Below are 22,087 nucleotides of genomic sequence, written 5' to 3'. Positions count from 1 at the left end.
CAAGTCATGGCCCTCTGGGCTTCCATCCTCGCATCTCCGGCCTTACTGGCCTGCGCGCTCCGCTTGCTCTGGTTATTTTCATCGACGGAGGAAATTCGGTATACCTCAGCCCTGCGCAATAGAGTGTAGTCATCCTGTCCGTCCAGATTTCTGTTGGAAGGTGCAATTGCTGGGTGGACAATACGGGTTTGGTCACTTGGTAGGTGGCCGTTGAGGAAGGAACCTTGGGGATCTAAGAGAAATGATGGCCGAATCTGTGCGAGTATTTCGTAAATGAAGCATGTGAGACTAATACGACATGGAGAAAGCGCTGCGAACGCCGGCGAAGCCACTTTAGATCACTCGACCATTACTCTCACCCCGAAAGGAGTTGAGCAAGCGCAGCTGGTGGCATTGTCGTTCAACCATGCTCCGGCTCTGATCGTTGCCTCGCCTTTCACCCGAGCGCACTCAACCGCTATGGCGACCGCAGCGGTGTTTCCTCATATCCCTTTTGAAACTTGGCCCATCCAAGAATTCACTTACCTTGAACCCGCGCGGTGCACTGGCACAACCGTCGCTGATCGGCGCGAATGGGTGAATGCGTATTGGGCCAAAGCAGATCCTGGTTTCACGGATGGTGAAGGCGCTGAGTCATTTCTAGATTTCATAGCTAGAGCTCAGTCTTTCCTGGAGCGTCTTGCTGAACATCCCGCCCAAGACATCGTAGCGTTTTCGCATGGTCAGGTTATCAACGCTGTAGCCTGGCTTATTGATCGCAAGCCGCTCGGCATTGATGGCGCGGCTATGGTGGAATGGCGTGAGTATGAGATCGCGAACCACGTGCCCAATTGTGGTGAGTGCCTGCTTTTCAAAGATCCCGATGAAGCAGGATGGAGACTAAGTCGGTCAGCTCCTGAGGAGTTACGACTGGATGCCACTTGGCGCGTACCAGGCAGAGCCTATCAAGTCGCTCGTGATCCTGAGCGCCTGCTCATTGAAGAGCGCGCTGAGGCTCTTTCTCTTTTAGGCTATCCATTGGTTCTGGACGACGATCCGGCTATGCATGCTGAGCAGAGGCTCAAAGAAGCAAAGGAGGAAGCTCGTTCAGCACAGGCTGGTGGCATTTGCGAGCACGCTTCAACCGAGAAATGAGGTGTGAGGCACGTAAGAACTGTCTTCGTTCGAGGTAGCTTGTAAAAACGCTCTAACCAGAACGTAATCAGAATGGCAGTAGTCGAAATGGCCTCAGACCTTTGCTGATCTCCAGTAACTTTCCCCACTCATAGCCCTCCCCTTGCAGGTAGATTTAGGAAGAACTCGGGACGAGCAAGAGATCAGCTACGATCTAACCAACAGATCATCAAGGAAGATACCGATGCCAGGCAGCTCCGAAGCGAACATAGCCACAGCAGACGCTCTCACGCTGCTGCTGCACAACCAACACGCAATATGCGCAGCCATTGAAGAGGTGACAAAGTGGCTCCTTGATAACGGAGTGGTAAACACAGCCGCTAACGCAATCGGGGCGATGGAAACGCTGGACGAGAATGCCCAAGGCATCACTGATGCCATCATACGCCTACGTCAATCTTAGGCGTAAACGACATCCTGCCCGTCCTCCATGAGCCAGTTCCTAACGTCCCCTTGGATCTTGCTCGTTCCTTCCAATGGACGCACTATGGCTCACCCGATGTAGCCTGTTAAGGAAGTGCCGTGTCTGCCTTTAGGATGATTGCCAGTCTCGGACTTGTGGGAGCTATCTCAACCGCTGCTTACTCGGCTCATCTTGTGGGAGAGCAGATCACTTATCTGCATCAAAAGCTTTCTCCTACGGCGCAAGCCTCTAACCTCGTAACGGAATGGCCCACAACTGAGCCAGCCCTCCCAAAGCTGGAAGATCAGCTTGCGGGCCCCTTGCGGACGACGTTTTCGACAACGCTTTCTGATTTCTCCACCGAACCAACCGTGCTACATCGATCACGATAATTTCACATTTGCGGGTGTACGGTTGTGGCAGCTCCTTTAGTGATTCCCGACCCGCGCCCCCATCGCGGGTCTTTTTTTGTGCCGATATTAGTGATCAGTGGGCCAGAGCTTTTGCAAGACGTACTCTCCGGCCTCTTGCTTCAACGAATGATGCCTCCTGTGAAGTAGCTGTTCACGCAAGTGGAAGCGGGCGTGCTGTTACATACAGTGCGGGTCACGCGGGATGTCACGTACGCAAGAGAAAACTCAAGGTAGCGCTCACAAATTTGACCAAGCTCCGAGGTGGCGAATCCTAGGACTAGATGCGTCGCCAAGGGAGTTTCAATTTGAACGGTTCCGAGGTGATCGTTTACCCACTCCGTAAAAAATCATGACGAGATCTTTCAGCATTCTCACGATAGAACTCACGTAGCGCTCCTCCTCCCCTTACGTTTCGTGCCTTCACGGCAGGATTACGCACGAACAGGTTGAACGCAGTCATAAACTGTCACAGCTCAACTCACTCCCTCGCTTGAAATCGTCTTTTTATACCGGTACTTCTAAATCACAAATCTAATGCAGGGAAAGCCACCATGCACGCAAGATTCAGAGTGATTGAGACCACCAAACTGGACGATGGGAGCAAGCGATATAGGGTCGTAGATCTCGTAGAAGGAGGCCCTGCCAGTAAGCATGGTGTGTTCAAGATTCGCACGGAGGCAGAAACCGTGTGCTCAGAGCTGAACGCTTCAAGCCATAAATCAGCTGATATAAACCGAGCACCATCCACTGCATCGCTCTGACCTTGCACCGAAGTTTGAGCCCACGAGTGCCGTGTTGCAGTAAAAGCGAGCATCTTTTCGAATTGATTCGCCCAGGCTGTGGCAAAACAACTCTCGCCAACCCGCCTGGCTTGTATCATGCGCCCAACGACGTTGCACGTACCCGCACCATCGCAGACTTTTCTAAAGGAGACAGTCATTTAATCCTTCTTAACCGCATCCTTGACCTTCCCAACCGCTTGTTGAGCCTCACCCTTTTTTTCTTGAACCTTGCCTTCAACCTGAAGCTTGTCACTGCCGGTGACTTTACCGACGCCTTGCTTCACGTTACCAACAGCCTCATTGGCTAGCCCTTTGATCTTGTCAGATGTACCACTCATGAATTTCTCCTAAGGAATAAAGTCCTATTCGGACAGAAAAACTGACCAGGGCTTCAGAGTTGAGGTTACAGTTTTTTCGTGACCGCTTGTCTGCACGCTTCGAAAGTCAGAACACGTGATACGCCCGCCCCTGAGGCCACCGATCATCACCCCAGCCGCCATCGGTGATGTGCTTCGTTGAGTAACCCGGATTTTGGGGGTACCTCTCCCCTACGCCCCTCGACCGTCCACTTGGGCGCCACAAACCTTCGAATCGCCAGAATTATTGGTGAAACCCTCACAAGGCTCGTCGGAAAATGACATTTCGGAAGGAACTCTAGCGGATTTAGATTTCCAAATTTGCTAACATTTAGCCAACTTTTTGGAGCGAATGAATTGGCGACCTAAAGCCTTGCAGGTCTTAACCAACCGCTTCTGCCGCCTTAAAGAGGGATCGTATTTGACCACCATCGACGCCGCAAAAACTCTTCAAGCCGCCATCGACAATTGCGCGAAAGAACCTATCAGAACGCCTGGAAGCATTCAGCCCCAAGGGTTTCTACTGGTCATCGACGAAGCGACGATGACCATCATTCAAGCAAGTGAAAACGTAGCTGAGTGGATAGGTATTGAAGCGAACGCTCTGATTGATACTCCATTCGATGGGCTGATCAAGCATGGTTCGGCCTTTGTAGACCAACTGAGCGAGCTAGACGAAGATCAATTACAAGCCTTTCATGTAGGCGATGCTGCTGTTCTAAAAGGTGATAAAGCCGGCCTGCTTTTAGCGATGATGCTCCATCGAAATGACGGTGTACTCATTGCAGAGTTCGAGCCAGCTAGCGACGTAGCGGTGGCACATGGTCGGCTCTATCCACTCATCCGCTCGTTCATTAGTCAGATGCGTGAGGACGAGAGTGTCGATGATCTTTGCGCACGTGCAGTGGGATTCATCAAACGGATCACTGGCTATGGGCGTGTCAACTCCTACCGCTTCGATGAGATTGGAAACGGTGTCGTCAATGCAGAATTGGCGGAAGAGGGATTCGATCGCTACTTCGGCCTTTGCTTTCCAGCGTCTGACATTCCGCAACAAGCGCGGGAGCTGTACTGCGCCAACCGAATCAGGATCATTGCGGATGTCGACTACACGCCCTCACCCATAATCCCCACGGAAAACCCTAAGACTGGCCGCTCGCTGGACTTAAGCTACGCGACACTACGTAGCGTATCCCCTGTTCACCTGCATTACATGCGCAACATGAGAACTGGCGCTTCGATGTCCGTTTCCATCGTGATGGATGGGAAGCTTTGGGGGCTTATATCATGCCACAACCACACCCCTAGACCCGTTAGCTTCCAGTCACGAACTGCTTGTGAATTACTCGGGCGGGTATTGTCTTTGCAGTTGGAGACAAAGGTTGCGCACCTTCGTAGCCAGAAGATGCTCATTTTGCGGAAGCAAATTGTCCAGATGCTAGCTGCTATGGCAGACCACGATAGCGTTTTGAAGGGAATTCAATCTCTTCCTGATGTATTCCTAGATTTTGTAGGTGCATCGGGAGCCGCAGTAGTTTCCGATTCTGAATGTGACCTCTATGGGCTCACGCCTCCAGAGAATCAAGTGAAGGCTTTAGCCGCATGGCTGGACGTACGCGGGGGCACAAATATTTACTCGAGCGACAATGTTGGCCGAGATATTCCTGACCTTCCTGGCATTGCTAGATCGGTCGGAGGACTGCTTTCTGTCTCAATTTCAGAAGTGTATTCAAGTTACATAATTTGGTTCAAACCCGAACAAATACATGTTGTAAATTGGGCAGGCAAACCCGACAAGGTTGTACAAGATGGGGGGAAACTTTCCCCACGCCAGAGCTTCGCGATGTGGCATGAGACTGTCGAAGGGTACTCAGCTCCATGGGACGAGAGCGAAATCGAAGGAGTTTCCGAGCTCAGGTTGGCTGTGCTAGGTATTGTCCTGCGCAAGGCTGAAGAACTTGCGCAATTGGCAGGTGAGTTGAAACGCTCGAATAAAGAATTAGAAGCTTTCTCCTACAGCGTATCGCACGACCTTCGTGCCCCATTGCGTCACATCGCTGGATACGCAGAGCTCCTTGGCGACATGGAGCAAGGCAATCTTACAGAGCGCGGCAAACGCTTTCTGGGAACTATCGGCGAGTCTGCGAAATTCGCAGGAACGCTGGTGGACAATCTTTTGAGCTTTTCCCAAATGGGCCGCTCAGCCATGAGACTGAGCGAGGTTAATCTCACAGCGATGATTGAATCGATTCAGCGCGAGATGAAGCCCGAATACGAAGGTCGAATAATCGAATGGAAGCTTCATGAGTTACCAATAATTATCGCCGACCCGGCCTTCCTGCACTTGGCCCTTAGAAATTTGATTGGTAATGCAATCAAGTACACTCGTAACGAACCTATCGCTGTGATCGAAATAAACGCAGCCAGCTCAACAGACAACGTTACGGTAAGCATCACAGACAATGGTGTTGGTTTCGATATGAAATACGCTGATAAGCTTTTTGGCGTATTTCAACGCCTGCATCGGATGGATGAATTTGAAGGTACTGGTATCGGCCTGGCGAATGTCAGACGAATCGTTGAACGCCATGGAGGCACCGTTCAAGCGGAAGGTCTGCTGAATGAAGGGGCCACCTTCTCTTTTTCACTTCCAAAGAAACATCTCAGCCCGGTGGCCTGAGGTATAGAGGTAAAGTCATGCTTAAACCAATACTACTCGTAGAAGATGATCCAAACGACCTTGAGCTTACGTTGGTTGCCTTGGAGCGTAGCCAGCTTGCGAATGATGTAGTAGTTGTTCGCGACGGTGCAGAGGCGCTAGATTACCTGTTCAAACGCAACTCTTTCGCGGCCAGAGCAGACGGGAACCCAGCAGTTCTTCTACTAGATCTGAAATTACCCAAGATCGATGGGCTGCAGGTTTTGGAATCAATCCGTTCGACCGAAGAGCTTCGGAGCATTCCTGTGGTGATGCTGACATCATCCAGAGAAGAGCCCGACCTATCCCGTGCCTACCAATTGGGCGTCAATGCCTACGTTGTAAAGCCAGTCGAATTCAAGGAGTTCGTGGGCGCCATATCCGATTTGGGTATCTTCTGGGCCGTTTTGAACGAACCGCCGCCTGGATCAGTCAGAGCAGTGCGCCGCCCTAACTCAGACTCCAAATAAAATTTCTTATAGCTAATCTCGATGCCTCTAAACAAGTTGAAAATCCTGCTGGTTGAAGACAGCCCTCACGATGCTGAGCTGACGATCCTAGCATTGGAAGCGAGCGGTATTGAGATTGATTCAATGTTGGTTCCCAACCATATCGAAGCTGAGCGCGAGCTGAGCGAAGGCGAATTTGATGTAGTCCTCTGCGATTATCTTCTTCCAGGCTCGTCGGGCGAGGATGTGCTTCATATCGCGAAGAAGCTTTCTCCCGGCACTCCATTTATTTTTCTTTCTGGGATATTCGGGGAGCAGCAGGCCGTAGAAATGATCCGCTTAGGCGCAGTGGATTACGTCTTAAAGCAGAATTTAAAAATGCTTCCAAAGGCAGTAAGGCGCGCTGTTTCGGAGGTAAGGGAACGCAAGAGTCGCTTGAAGGCCGAAACGGCACTTCAGGATATCGAAGTACGAGCCAGGCTAGCGATTGAAGCGGCGATGATGGGCATTTGGGAGCTCGACATCCCCACAGGCAAGATACTCTGGGATGAGCGCTGCAAGGCAATGTATGAGCTACCACCTACCTCCGAAGTAGATTTAGACTACTTCATGAGTCGGTGCCATAAAGATGATCTTCCTCTCGTTCAGAAAAAAGTGCAGCAAGCGCTCTCCTCTCCACAAAATTATCAAGTCGAGTTCCGAATTTATTTGAGCGGCGACAGAGAGCGATGGATTTTCTCGAATGGAAGATCTATTTTTGAGAACGATAAATGCACACGTTTCACTGGTGTAATTCAAGACATCAGCGAGCGCAAGCTAGCTACTAATCAGCTTGTAGAGAGGAATGAGGAGCTTGGCTTAAGAGTTGAGCAGAGAACTCGAGAGCGTGACAGAACTTGGGAATTATCAAGAGAACTGCTAGCCGTTCTACGTTTCGACATGACACCCGTCGCATTCAACCCTGCCTGGAGTTCCGCATTAGGGTGGTCTGACAAACAGATAAATGGAATTCGGCTTTGGGAACTGGTTCATCCTGATGATTTAGACGCTACCGTCAGAGAGACCGAGAACATTGCTCGAGGAATTATCGCTACTCGATTCATAAATCGAATGCGTCACATTTCGGGCAGCTATCGCTGGCTATCTTGGACTATTGTCCCTGACAACGGCTTGATGTATGCAGCTGTTCGTGACATTACCGAAGAGAGAGCGGTAGTCGATCAACTTGCTGCCGCCAACCAGAGATTGCGCGACCAGATAAAAGAGCGAGAGCGGGTTGAAGCGGCGCTTCACCAACTGCAAAGACTGGAAGTGGTTGGCCAGCTCACTGCCGGCGTGGCACATGACTTTAACAACCTGTTAACCGTAATTCTTACAAGTACAACCTTTGCCATCCGAGATATAGAAAAAGGAACTATGGCAAAAACGATCAATCGCTTGACGAATGTCATGCAAGCAGGTGAAAGGGGTGCGAAACTTACTGCGCAACTTTTATCCTTTTCACGTCGCCAACGGTTAGTCCCAGTGGTCATCAACCTTAACGATGTAATTAGAGGCATGGCAAGCCTAATAACAAAAGCGCTTGGCCCTAACATCACGATCAGATATGAATTATCTTCTGACCTAAGCAACGCTCTAGGTGATCCGACGCAGACGGAAATGATCATCCTAAACTTAGCAATTAATGCTCGAGACGCAATGCCCTCAGGTGGAAATATAATCTTATCAACATCAAACTCTTTAGTTCAAGCGCCCCCCTCTCTCCCTGAAGATCCGGAGCCCGGAACATATTCTGTTCTTTCTATATCAGACACTGGCAGCGGCATGAGTGCTAACTCACTAAAGAAAGCATTCGAGCCTTTTTTTACCACAAAAGAAGTTGGCAAAGGGTCGGGGCTTGGATTGGCACAGGTATTTGGTTTTGCCAAGCAGTCTGGGGGAGGAGTAAATATCGAGTCCAAACTGGACGTCGGAACAGTTGTCAGGGTTTACCTTCCAAGTGTTGAAGAACCAACTTCAATTTATGAAACAACTGAAGAACCTACATCTAACACTGCCAACAGAGAGACCACCGTACTCTTAGTTGACGACGACTCTTCAGTTCGAGATGTAACATTACAAATGCTTGAGTCTTTGGGGTACAACGTTATTGTCGCTTGCGATGGAATTGAAGCGCTTGAAAAAATCAACCAAAGCATTGATATTGTTCTAACTGACTTTGCAATGCCAAATATGACGGGCGCTGAGCTTGCAGTTAAAGTTAGATTAACACACCCTTTAATGCCGATTGTGTTCGTCACAGGGTACGCCGACACTGATGCGCTAGGGCTTGAAGCGACCTCAGTTATTCAAAAACCCTTCGACGAACTGACGCTTCAGAAACGCATCGTTCAAGCATTGAGAATAAACAAAACCGCAAAACGATGAAGTTATAAAACAGCACAAAAAACTAATTATGAGAGAGCATTCAATTCCTGTTAGTCAGCCCCCCCCTAGGCAGCAGTTGCTGTACACCAAGCGCCGATAACCTTTCTCAGTACCATGTCAGTAAAACTATCCTTAGTTGAGAGCCTCATGGGTCAAATGACGGTATCCTTCTCCTACAACCTCGCGCCTTATTCGTACCGGAATCCTAAGTGCAGAGGTTAACAAGAACTATCCCTTGCTGTTAGGGCAATCAAATTAGCATCATCGACCATCTCCTTGGCTAGCGGTGTATACCCTGATGTCCCATAGTCCCGCCCCCTTTTCCCCCTGATAAGGAGCAAAGAGCCGTCTCGCTAGAGCATCTTAGTGCGCAGGATTCCCATCCGGAGCCAGAATTTGACAGTAATGCTCGCGAGCACATGGTGTGACGTGCCAGTCGCGCTTGTTGCTCTGGTGGATAGACCGCGTCAGTGGTTCAATGCATGCATCGGATTAGATGTTAAGGCGACTCACTGCGACTTGGCTATAGGCTAAGTTAGAAAGGCGAATTCCTTTTCGCCCTTTCTTAATCAAGCTGTAGGCAAACGACGGTTGATCAATGCCATCCGACCCACCAAGAAGCTCAAGGCTGCCCCCAACAAAAGCATTGCCAGGGTGCTCCATGCCGCACGCGAAATCTGCTTGGCAGCAATCTCTCCAGCCTCACGAGCCTTTTGCTCGGCTTGTTGTTTTAACTCTTCGAATTTCTGCATTGCTTGCTGATACGCCTGAGCGTAGTTGTCGACGATCTGAGTGGCCTCCTCCTTACTCTTGCCGGTACGGGCAGCAACAATGTTGACCAAAGCCTCTTTATCCGCAGCGTTGAGTGCTGGCTCACCGGAGGCTTTTACGCGCTCAAACCACTGTTTCAGTTGTTCACCTGCCTGAGCAGGGTTAGTAGCTGCATTGGACGCTGATTGCTTGCCGTCAGCGGCAGCCTGATCAGCTTTTTGCTCCACGTTCTCTGGGGCCAATTCAGGTTTGCCACTCTGCTGAAGCAGGGTATCCAGTTCACCCTGAAGGCTGTTCCAGTCGAGCTGTACGCCTTGTTCGTTCAGTTGCTTCTTTACGCTATCACCAATACCAGGCGCTGCAGCTGCGATGCCGCTACCCGCAGTCGACAGCCCTTTGCCCACAACGGAGCCTGCAGTACCCACCACGCTTGCGGCCAACCCGGCCAACAGCCAAGTCGTTAGTAAGGTTGTGACTGTCCAGGTTAGTAAGCCATGCAAGCCGCCACGATCCGGTGCCGTCCTGCCAGAAACGAAAGCTCCGACTCCGATTGCCACCAGAGTAGAAACGAACAACCAGATTCCAGCACCAGTACCGAAACCACTGAGCGGATTACCCGCTTCCATCGGTGACACTGCACTAGCACCGATGGCAGTCCCTAAAACGCTAAGCACTACGTACGTCACCAGTGCAATAGCGCTACCGGCCAATACCGAACTCCAGGACACGCGGAATAGCGAACGATTCGTTTCATAGACAGTGTTCATAAAGACGGCCTTTATCAGTTATAGGAGCAAGGCGATGTGCCTTATCCAGTCTGAGTATGGCGAATGGACATACGTTCAAAGAGAGTTCAAATGCACCACAAGAACCGATTCAATTGCACCATAAAATTTTTACTTAAATCCCATTCCTCATAGGCTGGCTATACGCTTGACGTCGCCTATGCCCTTGGATTTTTGACGTAAGAAATCTACAACGCTGCGCCATGAAAATCGGCCTGTTGCGTCAGTATGGAGTAAGCGATGTCTTCCTAATCGGCCCATGGCGACGATTGAAGATCCCAAGGATCTGAAGCCTCAATAGCGACTGCAGCGGCGGCAACCAATGCGCAACAGGGTGCAAGTCGCCAGAGCGAATGCTGGGGAGTACAGTGCCGCCCCAAATATTAAAAAAACCGATAAGACTGTTTGCTCATCGTGACAGGCTGTTAATAGAGAGATAGCGGTCAGTAATATTTTGCCTGACCGGAACTAAAGTGGGTGGAGTCAACTTCCGAGGCTAATAAGCCGACTACAATGGCTACCAGCTGATAGCCATCGCAGCGAAGGTATTACCAGCCTAAGGTTACTTCTTATCTACGGCGTCTTTGACCTTGCCAACCACTTGCTGGGCTTCACCTTTCTTCTCCTGGACAGCCCCTTCTACCTGCAGCTTCTCGTTGCCAGTGACCTTGCCGACACCTTGTTTCACATTACCGATAGCTTCGTTTGCCAGGCCTTTGATCTTGTCAGATGTGCAACTCATGAATTTTCTCCCGGTTAGGAATACGCGTCCTGTCTGGACAGAAAAATTGACTGGCGACAGTGATAAGGAGTTCCACGGCTGATGACGACCACTCGTCGCCCGCCCTTCGACTACTATCTGGAATCAGATAAATCGCTGCTCGGATGGAGAAACAATTTCTTGCTGTCCAAGCAATCAAAACAGCATCATCGCTCTACTGCCCTCAGCGATGCGTACTCAGATGCCCCACATTCCTGCCCCCTTTTCTCCAAACGAGGATGAACGAGCCCTGTCGCTGGAGCACCTAGGGGTGCTCGACTCCGCTCCGGAGCAAGAATTCGACGATATCGTCCTGCTCGCAAGCACCTTGTGTGACGTACCTGTCGCACTGGTTTCGCTGGTGGACAGAGAACGTCAGTGGTTCAAGGCGTGCGTCGGGCTGGATGTGAGGGAGACGCATCGGGATCTGGCGTTTTGTGCCCACGCGATCCTGGCTCCCGCCGATGTGTCGACTGTCGAAGACGCCAGACTCGACCCGCGCTTTGAACACAGCGCACTGGTGCTTGGCCCGCCCTACATTCGTTTTTATGCAGGAGCTCCGATCATTGATGATACGGGGCATGCACTTGGCACGGTTTGCGTGATCGATACAAAGCCAAGAGCTTTGACAGAACAGCAGCGGACGGCGTTGTTGACGCTGGCTCGACAAGCGGCTTCGTTATTGCAATTACGGCTGCTTAAAAATCAACGTGAACATCGAGCAGAGATTCTGGAGAAAGAACTTTCCCAGGCGAAGGCGCTGAACAAACTGTCAGAAGAATCATTGCATCATGCGAGGCGCATTTCCTCACTAGGGATGGTCACTGCGAGTATCGCGCATGACTTCAACAATATACTTCAGGCGCTAAGCGCAAGCCTGCAGATGATTCGCTTGAGAGCCAGACGACCGAAGGATATTGAACAGTTTAGCGATACCGGGTTGCAAGCAGTAGAACAAGGGCGCCAGCTAATTAGTCACCTGCTTTGTAGCGTTCGCCTGGACAGCCCGAATCTAGTCTGCTTAGACGTTAATGCTCGGCTGGAAGAAATGCGTGATGTATTGTTTCGCACAGCTACCGAAAGTATTGAATTGGCTTTCGACTTATCGGCTCCAAAAACAGTCGTAATGTGCGAAGAAGCCCAACTGAATGCGGCGGTATTGAACCTTCTCTCGAATGCGAGAGATGCACTCGGGGAAGCAGGTCGTATCTGCATTTCAACGCGCCTTGTATTTGTTGAGGATGATGTTTCACTCGACGGAGGAAATTATCTAGTGCTCAGCGTAAGTGATAGTGGGCCGGGCATACCTACAGATCTTGCAACTAAGATTTTTGAGCCATTTTTTACAACGAAGGAAAGAGGAAAAGGTACAGGCTTGGGATTATCTCAAGTGCGTGAATTTGCAGAAAATGCTGGCGGCACCGTAAGAGTAAGTACCGCACCCAACAAGGGGACAGCGGTATCTTTATACCTGAAAGCATTAGGTCGAATCGACTCAGCGATCAACCCAACATAACCTTAAAGGCTACCATAGAGGGCTAATCTTGAATCTTGATGCCACGAGGCAATCCCGCGCGCTACCGGGACGGCCAGAGCATTGATGAAGGTGGGGCATTTTGAAAAAGATTACTATGCCAGTCAAAATTTGCGTGACCTGCGGTCTTCCCTTCACATGGAGGAAAAAATGGGCACGCTGCTGGGATGAAGTTCGCTACTGCTCGGAACGCTGCCGGCGCAGCAAACCTGAATCAAAAAACGGCCACTAGAGGCGCCTTATTGTTCAATACATGATCATTTGATTAGCCAAGACTCAACGGTTACGGAACCATGCTCTGCTTTCCACTATCTCAGAGTCTATTGCCACTGGCACTCCTAAATATCAACACGATCACGACCACTCTGTTTGGCAGAATATGTCGCTTCATCGACTTGGCGTAGCAAAATTTCTCTCTCGACATCATCTTGCCCCCATGAAACCCCGCAACTTGCTGTCACTTGACCTACTTACTCCGTGAGTTCACTTTCCAAGAGGTGACGCAGGGATTCAGCGGCAGTGCTGCCTCGTCAAACCTCGGGCCTGATAATTGGGCCCTCAACCGACGTATCGCCTCATTATCATATAGGTTGTATTCTGTGGGGACGGTCTGATAGTAACAGCTCGACCCGTCACACATTGAGCTAGTTTCGTTGGGAATTGCAGGGGCAACAACAAGTCTCGGAATTATATCGTGGCCCTCTAATGGAGTGCCCCACCATTGAAGCTTAGGTCGTTACAGCAAGCGCTCCTCTTGAGTTTCCGATGAGGCGTGCAAGCAGAAGCCCTTCTAGGAGCACCAAAATACCTACCCTTTCTCCACGCATCCTTAAGCACCGCTTCTCCCGCCGACGGCATTCCTGCTTTCCCCCATTGCTGCGACTAAGGCGTGATCACTCTGCCGTTCTTAGGAACGAGGAAAGAGCCAGCCTCCTACGAAAGCAGACACTCACTTGAACTGCTACGACTTACATCGGTCATCCCAAAAGAGCATGCAAAATCCACCTAACCCGCCTGAGAGCGTAGATCTAATGACACCTGCAGAAAAACTTATGGAATGGCATTCAAACTGGGTAATTAATCAGGGGATTGTCAGATGCAAGACCTGCCATGCTGGACAGGCCGAAATGGACGGGGGCAAGAAATTCCCCCACGCCCCAGGCTGCCTAAAAGCGCACCAGGGAATCCTCCCATGGCAAGGATTGGATGAGATTCAGAAGTCATTCTCCAATGGTCAGGAAAACGACTGACATCCGCCTTTTCGGCGCTAAAACAGCGCTTAGAGCCCGCTCGGCTTTTAGCTCCAAATCGCAAAACAATCATCCGACCGCGATCAGCGCATTGCTAGCCACCTTTTCCCCCACAACCTCTACTTGTCACTCTTCAGGATTCGTCAATCCTTGGCATGTGAGTGAGTAGCCTAGGATAAATCTGAGCTTTAGAAAGCCTTCACGGCAATATGGGAACTTTCCTAATAATTAGTTCAAATAAATTTGGCTCATGGGCAGCCAATGATTATTAATTTGAAGAATCCAGGAAACCGCCGAACGCTGACAATATGCATCCGACCTCAGCACGACCCCATGTACTTACTGATTACACCGCTGATTGACGTGAGCCGTCCAGCGCTCGCCGTCAGTGAGGTTGCATGCTCAAACTGCAAAAACTACTTGGTTCCGCCCCTGATGTTTGCCCTGATACAACGCCTGATCCGCCCGATTGAGGGCGCTTTCAAAGCTTTCTCCGTAGTGCATTTCGCTTACGGCAAGGGTGGCCGTGACGGTAAGAGGTGCATCATCCAACTCCCCAACCCAATCACGGATCCGCAACAGGATTCGATCCGCCACAGCCTTTGCCGCTTGTTCGGGTGTGTGAGGCATCAGTACCAGAAACTCTTCGCCACCCCAGCGTGAAGCCACATCTGTGGCTCGCACATTACTGCTGATGGCTTCAGCCACTCGCTGTAGGATCAAGTCGCCCCGCTCATGGCCCAATCGGTCATTAATCTGTTTGAAGTGATCGATATCCAGCAGGATGATCGTTGAAGATCCAGAGTCTGCTAACTGCAGCACCTCGTGCATTATCCGGCGCCGGGTATATAGATTTGTCAGGCTATCGCGATTGGAGGTCTGAAACAGTTTCGCTTGCATTGACCGCGTGAAACGTACCGATAAAGCGGTGCAATGCAACAGCACGCCAAGGGCAGCCAATACATTCACGACACCAAATATCTCAAGCAATTGTGGCGCCACGCCGGAGTTGATACCAAGATGCTTGCGCCAGGCGAATCCACCCACCGACACGGCCAAGATAGCCAGATAGAGCAACAATCGTGGTAAGCGTGCATCTTGAAAACTGAACGCAATAATGGGAATTAAGCAGTAAAGGTAAAAATAAAAATTGCTGTCCCAACCAAGCACCCAAGTGGCCAGTAAAGCGTGCAGAATAATTTCTACACTCATCAATATGCCGGTGAGACTGTAGCGTCCTGCGCGAATAGCCTTCAGGCAGGCTGCATAAACGAGGACGCTCAATACATTACTCATAGCAAGGGAAGGTAAGTGCATCACGCTAAAGATGAAAATAAACACAAAGTGAATGCAAAAACCGAGCTGAACAATAGGCACGATATGCTTCCAAAACTGCGCGGTGGTTTCACGGAACAGTTGTGCATGGTCACTCGGCGATAAAGTATTCATGAAGGAGCCCTATTGAAATGACGCATCGCTGTCCGACGGAGCGGTTCAGCATTGGATTTGTATCTACATCATCGGCTTACGTCTAGTCGCCTTTAGGTAGATCATCGGGCAGACGCTACTGATTTCTTGAGCTGCGCTATGCTGAGCTTCCCCTATGGAGTCCACAGATGCCCAGTGAATACTCATTGCCGGATGTGCTGGAAAGGATGTACCAAAACCAACTCGCCCTAGAGGCAGCGCTGATGGAATTAACCCTGCACGTCGAGGCTCACGGTCATGCAGACGTTGGAGATAACGTCCGTGGCGCCCTTCAGGCCATCGGCGAGAACGCCGGCCATATCAAGCAAGGTCTAGCCCGGCTCAAAAAGCTCCCATGACTCAGCCGCTATTTGACTTTGATCTCAAACGCGTGTCACGCGCGCACTACATAACTGGTAAAGCCGCCATCAATTTTCCGCACGCTGGGCGCACAACGGGCGGATGGCATTGTATGTCGTAATTTGACCGAGAGACCGACGTGGCAAAGGAGTCGCTTGCAGGAATTCATTACCCAAATACCACCGACCTCTTTGCCGACGCTGGAATACGCGACTTGACCGAGCAACTGGCGAAGCTGGGCTGGGTATTAGCAAGCAAGCGCTTCCTCATGGCAGATCATCAGCAAGCGGCTGCCGACATGATCGCGAACTGGACACTGAGCGAGTCCCAGCACTGCAATGTAGAAATAGCTGACTGGTTTCACACAAGCGCCCACAGAATTTGTGGGGATGGGCGTTACGATTAGATCAAAGTTGATGAGCCTCAGGAGCCACCCACAAGCCGCTCGTAGATTACGATTATGAATCACCGTCACAAGCGAACAGGCTGATATATAGATGGGTTTGAGGCGTTGCAACTGAGCCTCTTTTCACGACGCTGATGAATTCCTAAAGCGAAATCCACTGGGTCATCACGAGGACAACAGCGGGAAGTGCAATGCCCGCCAATAAGGTTTGGCAAGCAATGATCCCAGCCATAAGCGCCGCATCTCCACCTAACTGCCGCGCCATGATGTAGGAGGATGAGGCAGTGGGCAGTGCCTGGAACAGGAGTGCTGCAACGGCAGCCTTTCCTTCAAGCGCGAACAGATGACAAGCCCAAAGCGTAACCAATGGCATGATTAAAAACTTTACCAGCGACGAGTAGCCCACCGGGCGAAGCCATTGCTTCATGCTCCCGAACTCAAGCGCGGCCCCCACGCAGAGTAAGCCTAGTGGCAGTGACGCTTGCCCCAAGGCTTTGAGCATCGGCTCTATACCCACTGGCAACTCCCAGCCCAAAACCTGGATCAATCCGCCGGCGATGCACGCCAGCACAAGCGGGTTCAGTGCCAACTGCTTGAGGACTTTGCTCAAAGGCATCCTGCCGCCTGATCCGTACTTCGCGAAAACCAACACGCACAGGATGTTCACTGTTGGCACTATCGCCGCGTTCGCGACGGCGGCCAGGGCTATGCCTTGCACTCCGAACAAGCCAGCCGCTGCAGAAACGCCGACGTAATTGTTGAAGCGTATGCCACCCTGAAAAACCGAAGTAAATGCGGCATTGTCCTGAGTGATCAGTGCTCTTGCGCCCAACAGCATCAGCGATACCACAACAGTCGACAACACGAGCACCGAGACCATGCTCTGAAAGGGCACCCCATCAAGCTTGGCGGTCGCCAGTCCGTGAAAGAAAAGAGAAGGAAGCAGTACGTAATATGCCAAGCGCTCTGCCTGCGCCCAAAAGTTATCCGCCAGAAATTGACGACGTTTGAGCCATGCGCCCAGCACGATCAGTAATGCGATGGGCAACAAGGCCGTCAGCAAAGAGAGAGTCATATACTTGCCTTGATTTTCTGCACCAGCCGTTCACAGCCCGCGATCAGGATTGACTCATCAGTGGCGAATGAAAGCCTGAGATGCCCAGGCATCCCGAAAGCGCTACCGGGAACGGTGGCTACGCCTGCTTCGAGTAGGATGAGCGCGAAAGCCTGATCATCTTTGATCGTTCTGATTCGAGGCAGCAGGTAAAACGCACCCTCCGGGCACTCGACATCAATCGCTTCGCAGGCCCCCAAGACGTTTAGAGCGGAATCACGCCGCTGGCGATAAATAGCATTTCTCTCTTTCACCAGTGCCTGAGACCCAGTCAACGCAGCCACGGCAGCCAACTGGCTCAGGGTGCTGGTCTGAGTACAGTTCTGTGACTGAACTGAGCTAATCGCCGTGATCAGAGGCGTTGGCCCACACCCCCACCCCACCCGCCAGCCGGTCATTGCGTAAACTTTAGACACGCCATCCACGATCAGAATACGGTCTCTCAAATCAGGCGCCACCGCCGCCAATGTCTGATAGGGATCATTCGTGTAACGAATTTCTGAATAGATGTCATCTGATAGCACCATCACCCCTGGGTATCGACGCAGCACTTCGGCGATGGCCAACAGTTGCTTGCGCGAGTAGAGCGAACCGGAAGGATTGCCCGGCGCATTCAAGACGACCCACTTGGGCGACTTTGCCAGACGAAACGCTGCGTCCAAATGCTCTGCGGTGAGGCGAAAACCTTCTTCCTTCGTCGTCGATACAATCAGCGGTCGCGCACCGCACATCTTGATCATGGCGGGATAGCTCGCCCAATAAGGCGCGGGAACGATCACCTCGTCGCCACTCTTGAGGGTCGCTTGAAAAGCGTTGTAGATGATTTGTTTGGCGCCACAGCCGACGGTCACTTGGTCATCGGCATAATCGAGGTTTCGAATGTCTTTCATGCGCATGCGCATGCGGATCGCGTGACGTAGTGGCTCAATACCGTTCGACGGTGAGTAGGTCAGGCGACCGCTGAGCGCCGCGTGCGCAGCTACAAGAACGTGTGGCGGCGCGTTGAAGTCCGGCTCGCCCAATGTCAGATCGATGACATCCCTGCCCTGCGCTCGCATCAACGCCGCTCGCTTTGCCATGATCAGGATAGGAGACTGCTGGGGATTGTTTGCGGTAGGTGGAGTGCTCATGTCGCCCTCAAGAAGTCGTCTGGATGGGCACCACGATAAGAATTCGGACTCTAAAATAAAAACGATTTAAAATTCAGCAAACAACAAGTATCACTCATGGTTTGGCGTGCGGAGAATAAGCTTTCACGGCGTTCGCCAAGGCTGAAGCCAGTCGCCCAAGGGGACGGTCTTCGCGCTCCAGCAATACTACGCGCCTGGTTTTTTGAGGCGTGCCGAACGGCTCAAAGGCGAGTGTTGTCAGGCTTTCGACTTGTTGCTGAGCGAGAGGAATGATGGATACTCCAAGTCCGCTTGAAACCATCTGGATAATCGCATCTTGGCTATCAAGCTCCATGCTGGTCTGCACCCGCATCCGCATAGTGCGAAGCTCTCGCTCAATGGTTCGACCCGCCCAGGCACGACGATCAAAGCGAATGAACGGCTGACTTTTGAGAAGAAGCTGCAAGTGCTCATGCGCGAGTGACACCGGCGCGATGATCCAGAATCCTTCCTCGTAAAGCACCGTGCTCGCCAGGCCATAAGGGTGTGGTTTTACCGGTTCTGTGGTGATAGCAACATCAAGCTCGCCCGCTTCCACGCGCGTGGCCAACTCAGCAGACATGCCCGACGCAACAGTGATGCGCAGGTGCGGATGTTGGGCGCGCAATGCAGACAGTGCGAGGGGCAAAACACCTGCCAGTGCTGTTTGGATGGCGCCGATTCTAAGCCTGCCGCGTAACTCGCTGTCGCCGCCGATCTCAGAGGAGATGCCGTCGTACAAGGCTAGAATTTCTCTCGCGCGCTCCACGGCGATATGGCCCGCATCCGTTAACACCGGCAACCGTCGTGAACGGTCAAACAGGAGCGCGTTGAAATCCTCCTCCAACGACCGAACATGAAGGCTGACCGCTGACTGGGTGAGATGCACGGCGTCCGCTGCTCTGACGAAAGAACCGTGTTGGGCAATAGCAAGCAGTGTTCGAAGTGCGCGTAGAGACATAGCCATCATCCAACAAGTTGATGAGCGAGCTTACCAGTTGGTGCAGGCGTCTTGTTTGGACGCAAACATCTTCCCTGCGATCCAATATGACCTGTGGCGAAATAGCGCACCCCGTGGAAATTTACTTCACTCTTTAAAGCGGGCTAAATAGCAGCCCCTTCGCGGCGACTTCATTTATGAGTTCGTTGAAACGCATCCGCCCCTGGATTGCCTGCCTGGCCGTCTTGCTGAACCTGTTCGCCATGCCGCTGAGTCGTGCGATGCAGACGCCGGACGTGAGCCTGATGCTTTGGGGCGGTTTCTGTTCGGGCGGGAATTCGAGTGCCGTTCCTAGAGATCTTGGCAAGGTGATTGATGCCTTGCAGTTACCCCAATCGAAACCTGTCATGCAACATGGCGACTGCTGCTGTGGGCATGCAGGATTGGCAGCATTACCCTCTGATTACTATCGCCATTTCCTACCGCAATACACACCCGATACCGCACTCGAAAATTCTGAACTACCGACGCTGCATCCAAGGATTCGTTGGCCCAGTCTAAGTCCACGCGCCTCTCCTTTCGCCTGATCACAACACCGCTGAAAACCTGCGGTGCTGCCCTCTTTAAATTCTTTTAGCGACCTGCGACGGACGCTGAACGCCCTTAAAGTTTCTTGATCATCAGGAAGTGCGTGCTATGCCTGCTCCAATCACTTTGCGTCTTGCAAAGCGTTTATCTGTGTCCCGTTCCATGTGGCCGTTGATGTCGGCTGGTGTCTTCGCAATGAGCCCCTTGTGCTCCGTGTTGGCCGACGCTCTTAAAGTTGAAGACTCGGTTTTGACTCTCGGCACGGTAAATGTGCAGGGAACGGCCAGTGGCCCGTTAAGAACCAGCAGCGTACTCAGCTCAGTGGATATCCTGGGGGGAGATATCCTCGAAAAGATGCCGGTCAACTACAGTTGGGAACTGTTCAGCCGAGCCCCCGGAGTGATGCTCACGGAGTTCAACCAAGGCACCACCTCCGGCAAAATTTCCTTCCGAGGCTTCAACGGCGAAGGAGAAGTGAATGCTGTCAAATTGCTGATCGACGGAATACCAAGCAACAGCAATGACGGCAACATGCCGTACATGGACATGATTTTTCCCATGGAGTTGGACAGCATCGAGGTGGTGCGTGGCACCAGTGATGCGCGGTATGGCCTGAACAACATTGCTGGCAACGTCAATATGCTGACCCGCACGGGTGGCGACTACAACAAGGCGCGTCTGCGTTATGGCAGCTTCAATACCCAAGAAGCACAGCTTACCAAGGGTATTGAGGGCAGCAACTGGACTCAGAATTACTTCTTCGCCTATCAAAAATCCGATGGCTATCGGGATCATGCCGAGGCAGACAAGTTCTCGATGTCGGGCAAATGGTTCTATACGCCGGACGATGACAGCTACCGTATCGGCCTTATTGCTCGTCACTACGAGACGGAGGCTCAGGAGGCAGGTTATCTAAGTGAAGAGAATGCACGTCATCATCCGGAAATGACAAACAGCTTCAACGCTACTGACAAGGGTACGCGTCGTATGAACCAGGTCAGTGTGCATTTCGATACAGATTTGGCTGAGACTCTCGCCTGGTCAGCGAAGACCTACGTCAACACCTTCGATGACAGGCGCTGGACACAATACTGGAGTACAAGCGCTCAGCAGGAGCGCGACGCCTACGAGACGCAATATGGCGCCCTCACCTCCTTGACCTGGCGACCGGAAATCAGCTGGCTTTACGACTTCGCCTTGGAAGGTGGTGCAGACGTACAACAGCAGCAAAACAAAAGTGAGCGCTATCGCACTAGAGACCGTATGCGTCTAGCTACCACCCGCGATCAGCAGTTCGATTTCGACACTTACGGCGCTTATATCCAGGCAGAGATAAAACCTTTCGAGTCTCTGAAGATTGTACCCGCCTACCGGGTCGATAAGATCCACGGCGACTTCACCAACGAAATGACCGGCATGGACTACGACATCAATGACTACGGCCTGATCAAGCAGCCGAAGATCAGCGTGGTCTATTCCCCGTGGGAGGTGGCAAGTTTCTACGCTAACTGGGGTCGCACCTTTCAGGTGGGTACGGGCGCGGCGGCTTACAAGATCCCTCCCCGTGATACCGATCTGGCGCCCTCGATCAACGAGGGCTGGGAAACCGGGATCAAGTTCACGCCGGCTGGCTGGGTGGACGGGCGCGTCGCCTATTGGCAGCAAGAGGCATCGGGGGAAGTCAGTCGCAGGCTGAACGACCCAAGCGGCGAATCCGATAATGTCGGTGAAACACGGCGTTGGGGTTACGACTTGCAGATGAACCTGTATCCGAATGAACGCACCAATATCTGGATGGCTTACTCCTGGCAGTATTCGAAAATTCTCCAGCCAAGTGCCACGTTGCCAAACAGCAAAGGTCAGGAAATCGACCACATCCCGCATCATCTGTATAACGCCGGCATCAGCTATGACGCGACACCCGCATTACAGCTGACCGCTTGGATGAACGGCCAGACTAACTATTATCTTGAGCGGGAAAATACGAAGGGGACTTACGGCGGTTACGTGCTAATGAACCTTGGCGCAACCTATAAGGTGACGCAATCAGTGAGTGTCGACTTGCAGCTGAAGAATCTCACGAATAGATACTACGAGTACGTCTGGTACGACCCGGACGGCGCCCGAGCATCACTGCATTCTCCAGGTGATGGCCGGGCGCTTTACACCGGAGTGACTTTGGACTTCTGAACCAAATAGTTGCCGGGGCCACCTGGCCCTGGCGCTATGCAGTTATGAATGTATTACCGTCGACTGAAAAATT

At 51.7% G+C, this 22,087-nt stretch carries 16 protein-coding genes and 3 pseudogenes; 12 read left to right on the top strand and 7 right to left on the bottom strand.

The genetic code is table 11. From position 1 onward, the window contains the following. Positions 1-273: 273 nt before the first annotated feature. Positions 274-882 (top strand): annotated as a pseudogene (locus tag H8B20_RS21140) (histidine phosphatase family protein); the annotation flags it as partial. Positions 883-1,357: 475 nt separating this feature from the next. Further along, positions 1,358-1,576, top strand: a complete 219-nt coding sequence (locus H8B20_RS27920) for a hypothetical protein (protein ID WP_228732728.1) — start codon at positions 1,358-1,360, stop codon at positions 1,574-1,576. A 1,353-nt stretch (positions 1,577-2,929) separates the two neighbouring features. On the opposite strand, the gene H8B20_RS21135 is transcribed toward H8B20_RS27920, so the two are convergent. Then, positions 2,930-3,109 carry a CsbD family protein gene (locus H8B20_RS21135; RefSeq protein ID WP_210624474.1) on the bottom strand — a complete coding sequence of 60 codons (180 nt, stop codon included), beginning with the start codon at positions 3,107-3,109 and terminating at the stop codon, positions 2,930-2,932. Between the two features lie 448 nt (positions 3,110-3,557). Here H8B20_RS21135 and H8B20_RS21130 point away from each other — a divergent pair, with 448 nt between their 5' ends. From H8B20_RS21130 to H8B20_RS27915, 4 genes and pseudogenes are all read left to right on the top strand, one after another. Next, a complete protein-coding gene (locus tag H8B20_RS21130) occupies positions 3,558-5,807 on the top strand; it encodes an ATP-binding protein (RefSeq protein ID WP_210624633.1) in 2,250 nt (749 codons plus the stop codon). 17 nt (positions 5,808-5,824) lie between these two features. After that, positions 5,825-6,295 (top strand): response regulator, encoded by a 471-nt coding sequence (locus tag H8B20_RS21125; protein WP_210624473.1) that lies wholly within the window; start codon positions 5,825-5,827, stop codon positions 6,293-6,295. A gap of 21 nt (positions 6,296-6,316) precedes the next feature. Further along, positions 6,317-8,701, top strand: coding sequence for a hybrid sensor histidine kinase/response regulator (locus H8B20_RS21120; RefSeq protein ID WP_210624472.1), 2,385 nt, complete (start codon positions 6,317-6,319; stop codon positions 8,699-8,701). A gap of 305 nt (positions 8,702-9,006) precedes the next feature. Beyond that, positions 9,007-9,226, top strand: a pseudogene (locus H8B20_RS27915) (histidine kinase); the annotation flags it as partial. Between the two features lie 44 nt (positions 9,227-9,270). Here H8B20_RS27915 and H8B20_RS21115 read toward each other — a convergent pair. Both H8B20_RS21115 and H8B20_RS21110 read right to left on the bottom strand, forming a co-directional pair. Next, positions 9,271-10,239, bottom strand: coding sequence for a hypothetical protein (locus H8B20_RS21115; RefSeq protein WP_210624471.1), 969 nt, complete (start codon positions 10,237-10,239; stop codon positions 9,271-9,273). A 580-nt stretch (positions 10,240-10,819) separates the two neighbouring features. Beyond that, positions 10,820-10,999, bottom strand: a complete 180-nt coding sequence (locus H8B20_RS21110; protein WP_210624470.1) for a CsbD family protein — start codon at positions 10,997-10,999, stop codon at positions 10,820-10,822. A 220-nt stretch (positions 11,000-11,219) separates the two neighbouring features. On the opposite strand from H8B20_RS21110, the gene H8B20_RS21105 reads away from it, so the two are divergent. Together H8B20_RS21105 and H8B20_RS21100 are read left to right on the top strand one after the other, a co-directional pair. Continuing rightward, positions 11,220-12,533 carry a sensor histidine kinase gene (locus H8B20_RS21105; protein ID WP_210624469.1) on the top strand — a complete coding sequence of 438 codons (1,314 nt, stop codon included), beginning with the start codon at positions 11,220-11,222 and terminating at the stop codon, positions 12,531-12,533. Between the two features lie 100 nt (positions 12,534-12,633). After that, a complete protein-coding gene (locus tag H8B20_RS21100; RefSeq protein WP_210624468.1) occupies positions 12,634-12,783 on the top strand; it encodes a DUF2256 domain-containing protein in 150 nt (49 codons plus the stop codon). A gap of 1,420 nt (positions 12,784-14,203) precedes the next feature. On the opposite strand, the gene H8B20_RS21095 is transcribed toward H8B20_RS21100, so the two are convergent. After that, entirely contained in the window at positions 14,204-15,250 is a 1,047-nt protein-coding gene (locus H8B20_RS21095) for a GGDEF domain-containing protein (RefSeq protein WP_210624467.1), read from the bottom strand. A 167-nt stretch (positions 15,251-15,417) separates the two neighbouring features. Between H8B20_RS21095 and H8B20_RS21090 the strand changes: the two genes are divergently transcribed. Both H8B20_RS21090 and H8B20_RS27910 read left to right on the top strand, forming a co-directional pair. Continuing rightward, positions 15,418-15,627, top strand: coding sequence for a hypothetical protein (locus tag H8B20_RS21090; RefSeq protein ID WP_210624466.1), 210 nt, complete (start codon positions 15,418-15,420; stop codon positions 15,625-15,627). Further along, positions 15,624-16,034, top strand: a pseudogene (locus H8B20_RS27910) (hypothetical protein). Before H8B20_RS21090 ends, H8B20_RS27910 begins: the two are co-directional and overlap by 4 nt. Positions 16,035-16,176: 142 nt before the next feature. On the opposite strand, the gene H8B20_RS21080 reads toward H8B20_RS27910, so the two are convergent. The 3 genes from H8B20_RS21080 to H8B20_RS21070 all read right to left on the bottom strand — a co-directional run bounded on the left by H8B20_RS21080 (position 16,177) and on the right by H8B20_RS21070 (position 19,257). Then, entirely contained in the window at positions 16,177-17,109 is a 933-nt protein-coding gene (locus H8B20_RS21080; RefSeq protein WP_210624465.1) for an AEC family transporter, read from the bottom strand. Continuing rightward, positions 17,106-18,278, bottom strand: a complete 1,173-nt coding sequence (locus H8B20_RS21075; RefSeq protein WP_210624464.1) for a pyridoxal phosphate-dependent aminotransferase — start codon at positions 18,276-18,278, stop codon at positions 17,106-17,108. The genes H8B20_RS21080 and H8B20_RS21075 overlap by 4 nt, the downstream gene beginning before the upstream one ends. Positions 18,279-18,372: 94 nt before the next feature. After that, entirely contained in the window at positions 18,373-19,257 is an 885-nt protein-coding gene (locus H8B20_RS21070) for a LysR family transcriptional regulator (protein WP_210624463.1), read from the bottom strand. A 176-nt stretch (positions 19,258-19,433) separates the two neighbouring features. On the opposite strand from H8B20_RS21070, the gene H8B20_RS21065 reads away from it, so the two are divergent. Beyond that, positions 19,434-19,823, top strand: coding sequence for a DUF2946 domain-containing protein (locus H8B20_RS21065; protein WP_210624462.1), 390 nt, complete (start codon positions 19,434-19,436; stop codon positions 19,821-19,823). A gap of 196 nt (positions 19,824-20,019) precedes the next feature. Next, positions 20,020-22,014 (top strand): TonB-dependent receptor, encoded by a 1,995-nt coding sequence (locus H8B20_RS21060; RefSeq protein WP_228732750.1) that lies wholly within the window; start codon positions 20,020-20,022, stop codon positions 22,012-22,014. Positions 22,015-22,087 lie beyond the last annotated feature (73 nt).

Source organism: Pseudomonas sp. P42 (assembly GCF_017973755.1).
Classification (GTDB): domain Bacteria; phylum Pseudomonadota; class Gammaproteobacteria; order Pseudomonadales; family Pseudomonadaceae; genus Aquipseudomonas; species Aquipseudomonas iridis.
This window is presented reverse-complemented; position numbering and strand designations above follow the sequence as displayed.

Coding starts and splice junctions, on each gene's coding strand:
- H8B20_RS21115 (WP_210624471.1), bottom strand. CDS start 10,239: ATGAACACTGTCTATGAAACGAATCGTTCGCTATTCCGCGTGTCCTGG.
- H8B20_RS21070 (WP_210624463.1), bottom strand. CDS start 19,257: ATGTCTCTACGCGCACTTCGAACACTGCTTGCTATTGCCCAACACGGT.
- H8B20_RS21080 (WP_210624465.1), bottom strand. CDS start 17,109: ATGACTCTCTCTTTGCTGACGGCCTTGTTGCCCATCGCATTACTGATC.
- H8B20_RS21105 (WP_210624469.1), top strand. CDS start 11,220: ATGCCCCACATTCCTGCCCCCTTTTCTCCAAACGAGGATGAACGAGCC.
- H8B20_RS21090 (WP_210624466.1), top strand. CDS start 15,418: ATGCCCAGTGAATACTCATTGCCGGATGTGCTGGAAAGGATGTACCAA.
- H8B20_RS21095 (WP_210624467.1), bottom strand. CDS start 15,250: ATGAATACTTTATCGCCGAGTGACCATGCACAACTGTTCCGTGAAACC.
- H8B20_RS21110 (WP_210624470.1), bottom strand. CDS start 10,999: ATGAGTTGCACATCTGACAAGATCAAAGGCCTGGCAAACGAAGCTATC.
- H8B20_RS27920 (WP_228732728.1), top strand. CDS start 1,358: ATGCCAGGCAGCTCCGAAGCGAACATAGCCACAGCAGACGCTCTCACG.
- H8B20_RS21120 (WP_210624472.1), top strand. CDS start 6,317: ATGCCTCTAAACAAGTTGAAAATCCTGCTGGTTGAAGACAGCCCTCAC.
- H8B20_RS21135 (WP_210624474.1), bottom strand. CDS start 3,109: ATGAGTGGTACATCTGACAAGATCAAAGGGCTAGCCAATGAGGCTGTT.
- H8B20_RS21060 (WP_228732750.1), top strand. CDS start 20,020: ATGAGCCCCTTGTGCTCCGTGTTGGCCGACGCTCTTAAAGTTGAAGAC.
- H8B20_RS21075 (WP_210624464.1), bottom strand. CDS start 18,278: ATGAGCACTCCACCTACCGCAAACAATCCCCAGCAGTCTCCTATCCTG.
- H8B20_RS21125 (WP_210624473.1), top strand. CDS start 5,825: ATGCTTAAACCAATACTACTCGTAGAAGATGATCCAAACGACCTTGAG.
- H8B20_RS21065 (WP_210624462.1), top strand. CDS start 19,434: ATGAGTTCGTTGAAACGCATCCGCCCCTGGATTGCCTGCCTGGCCGTC.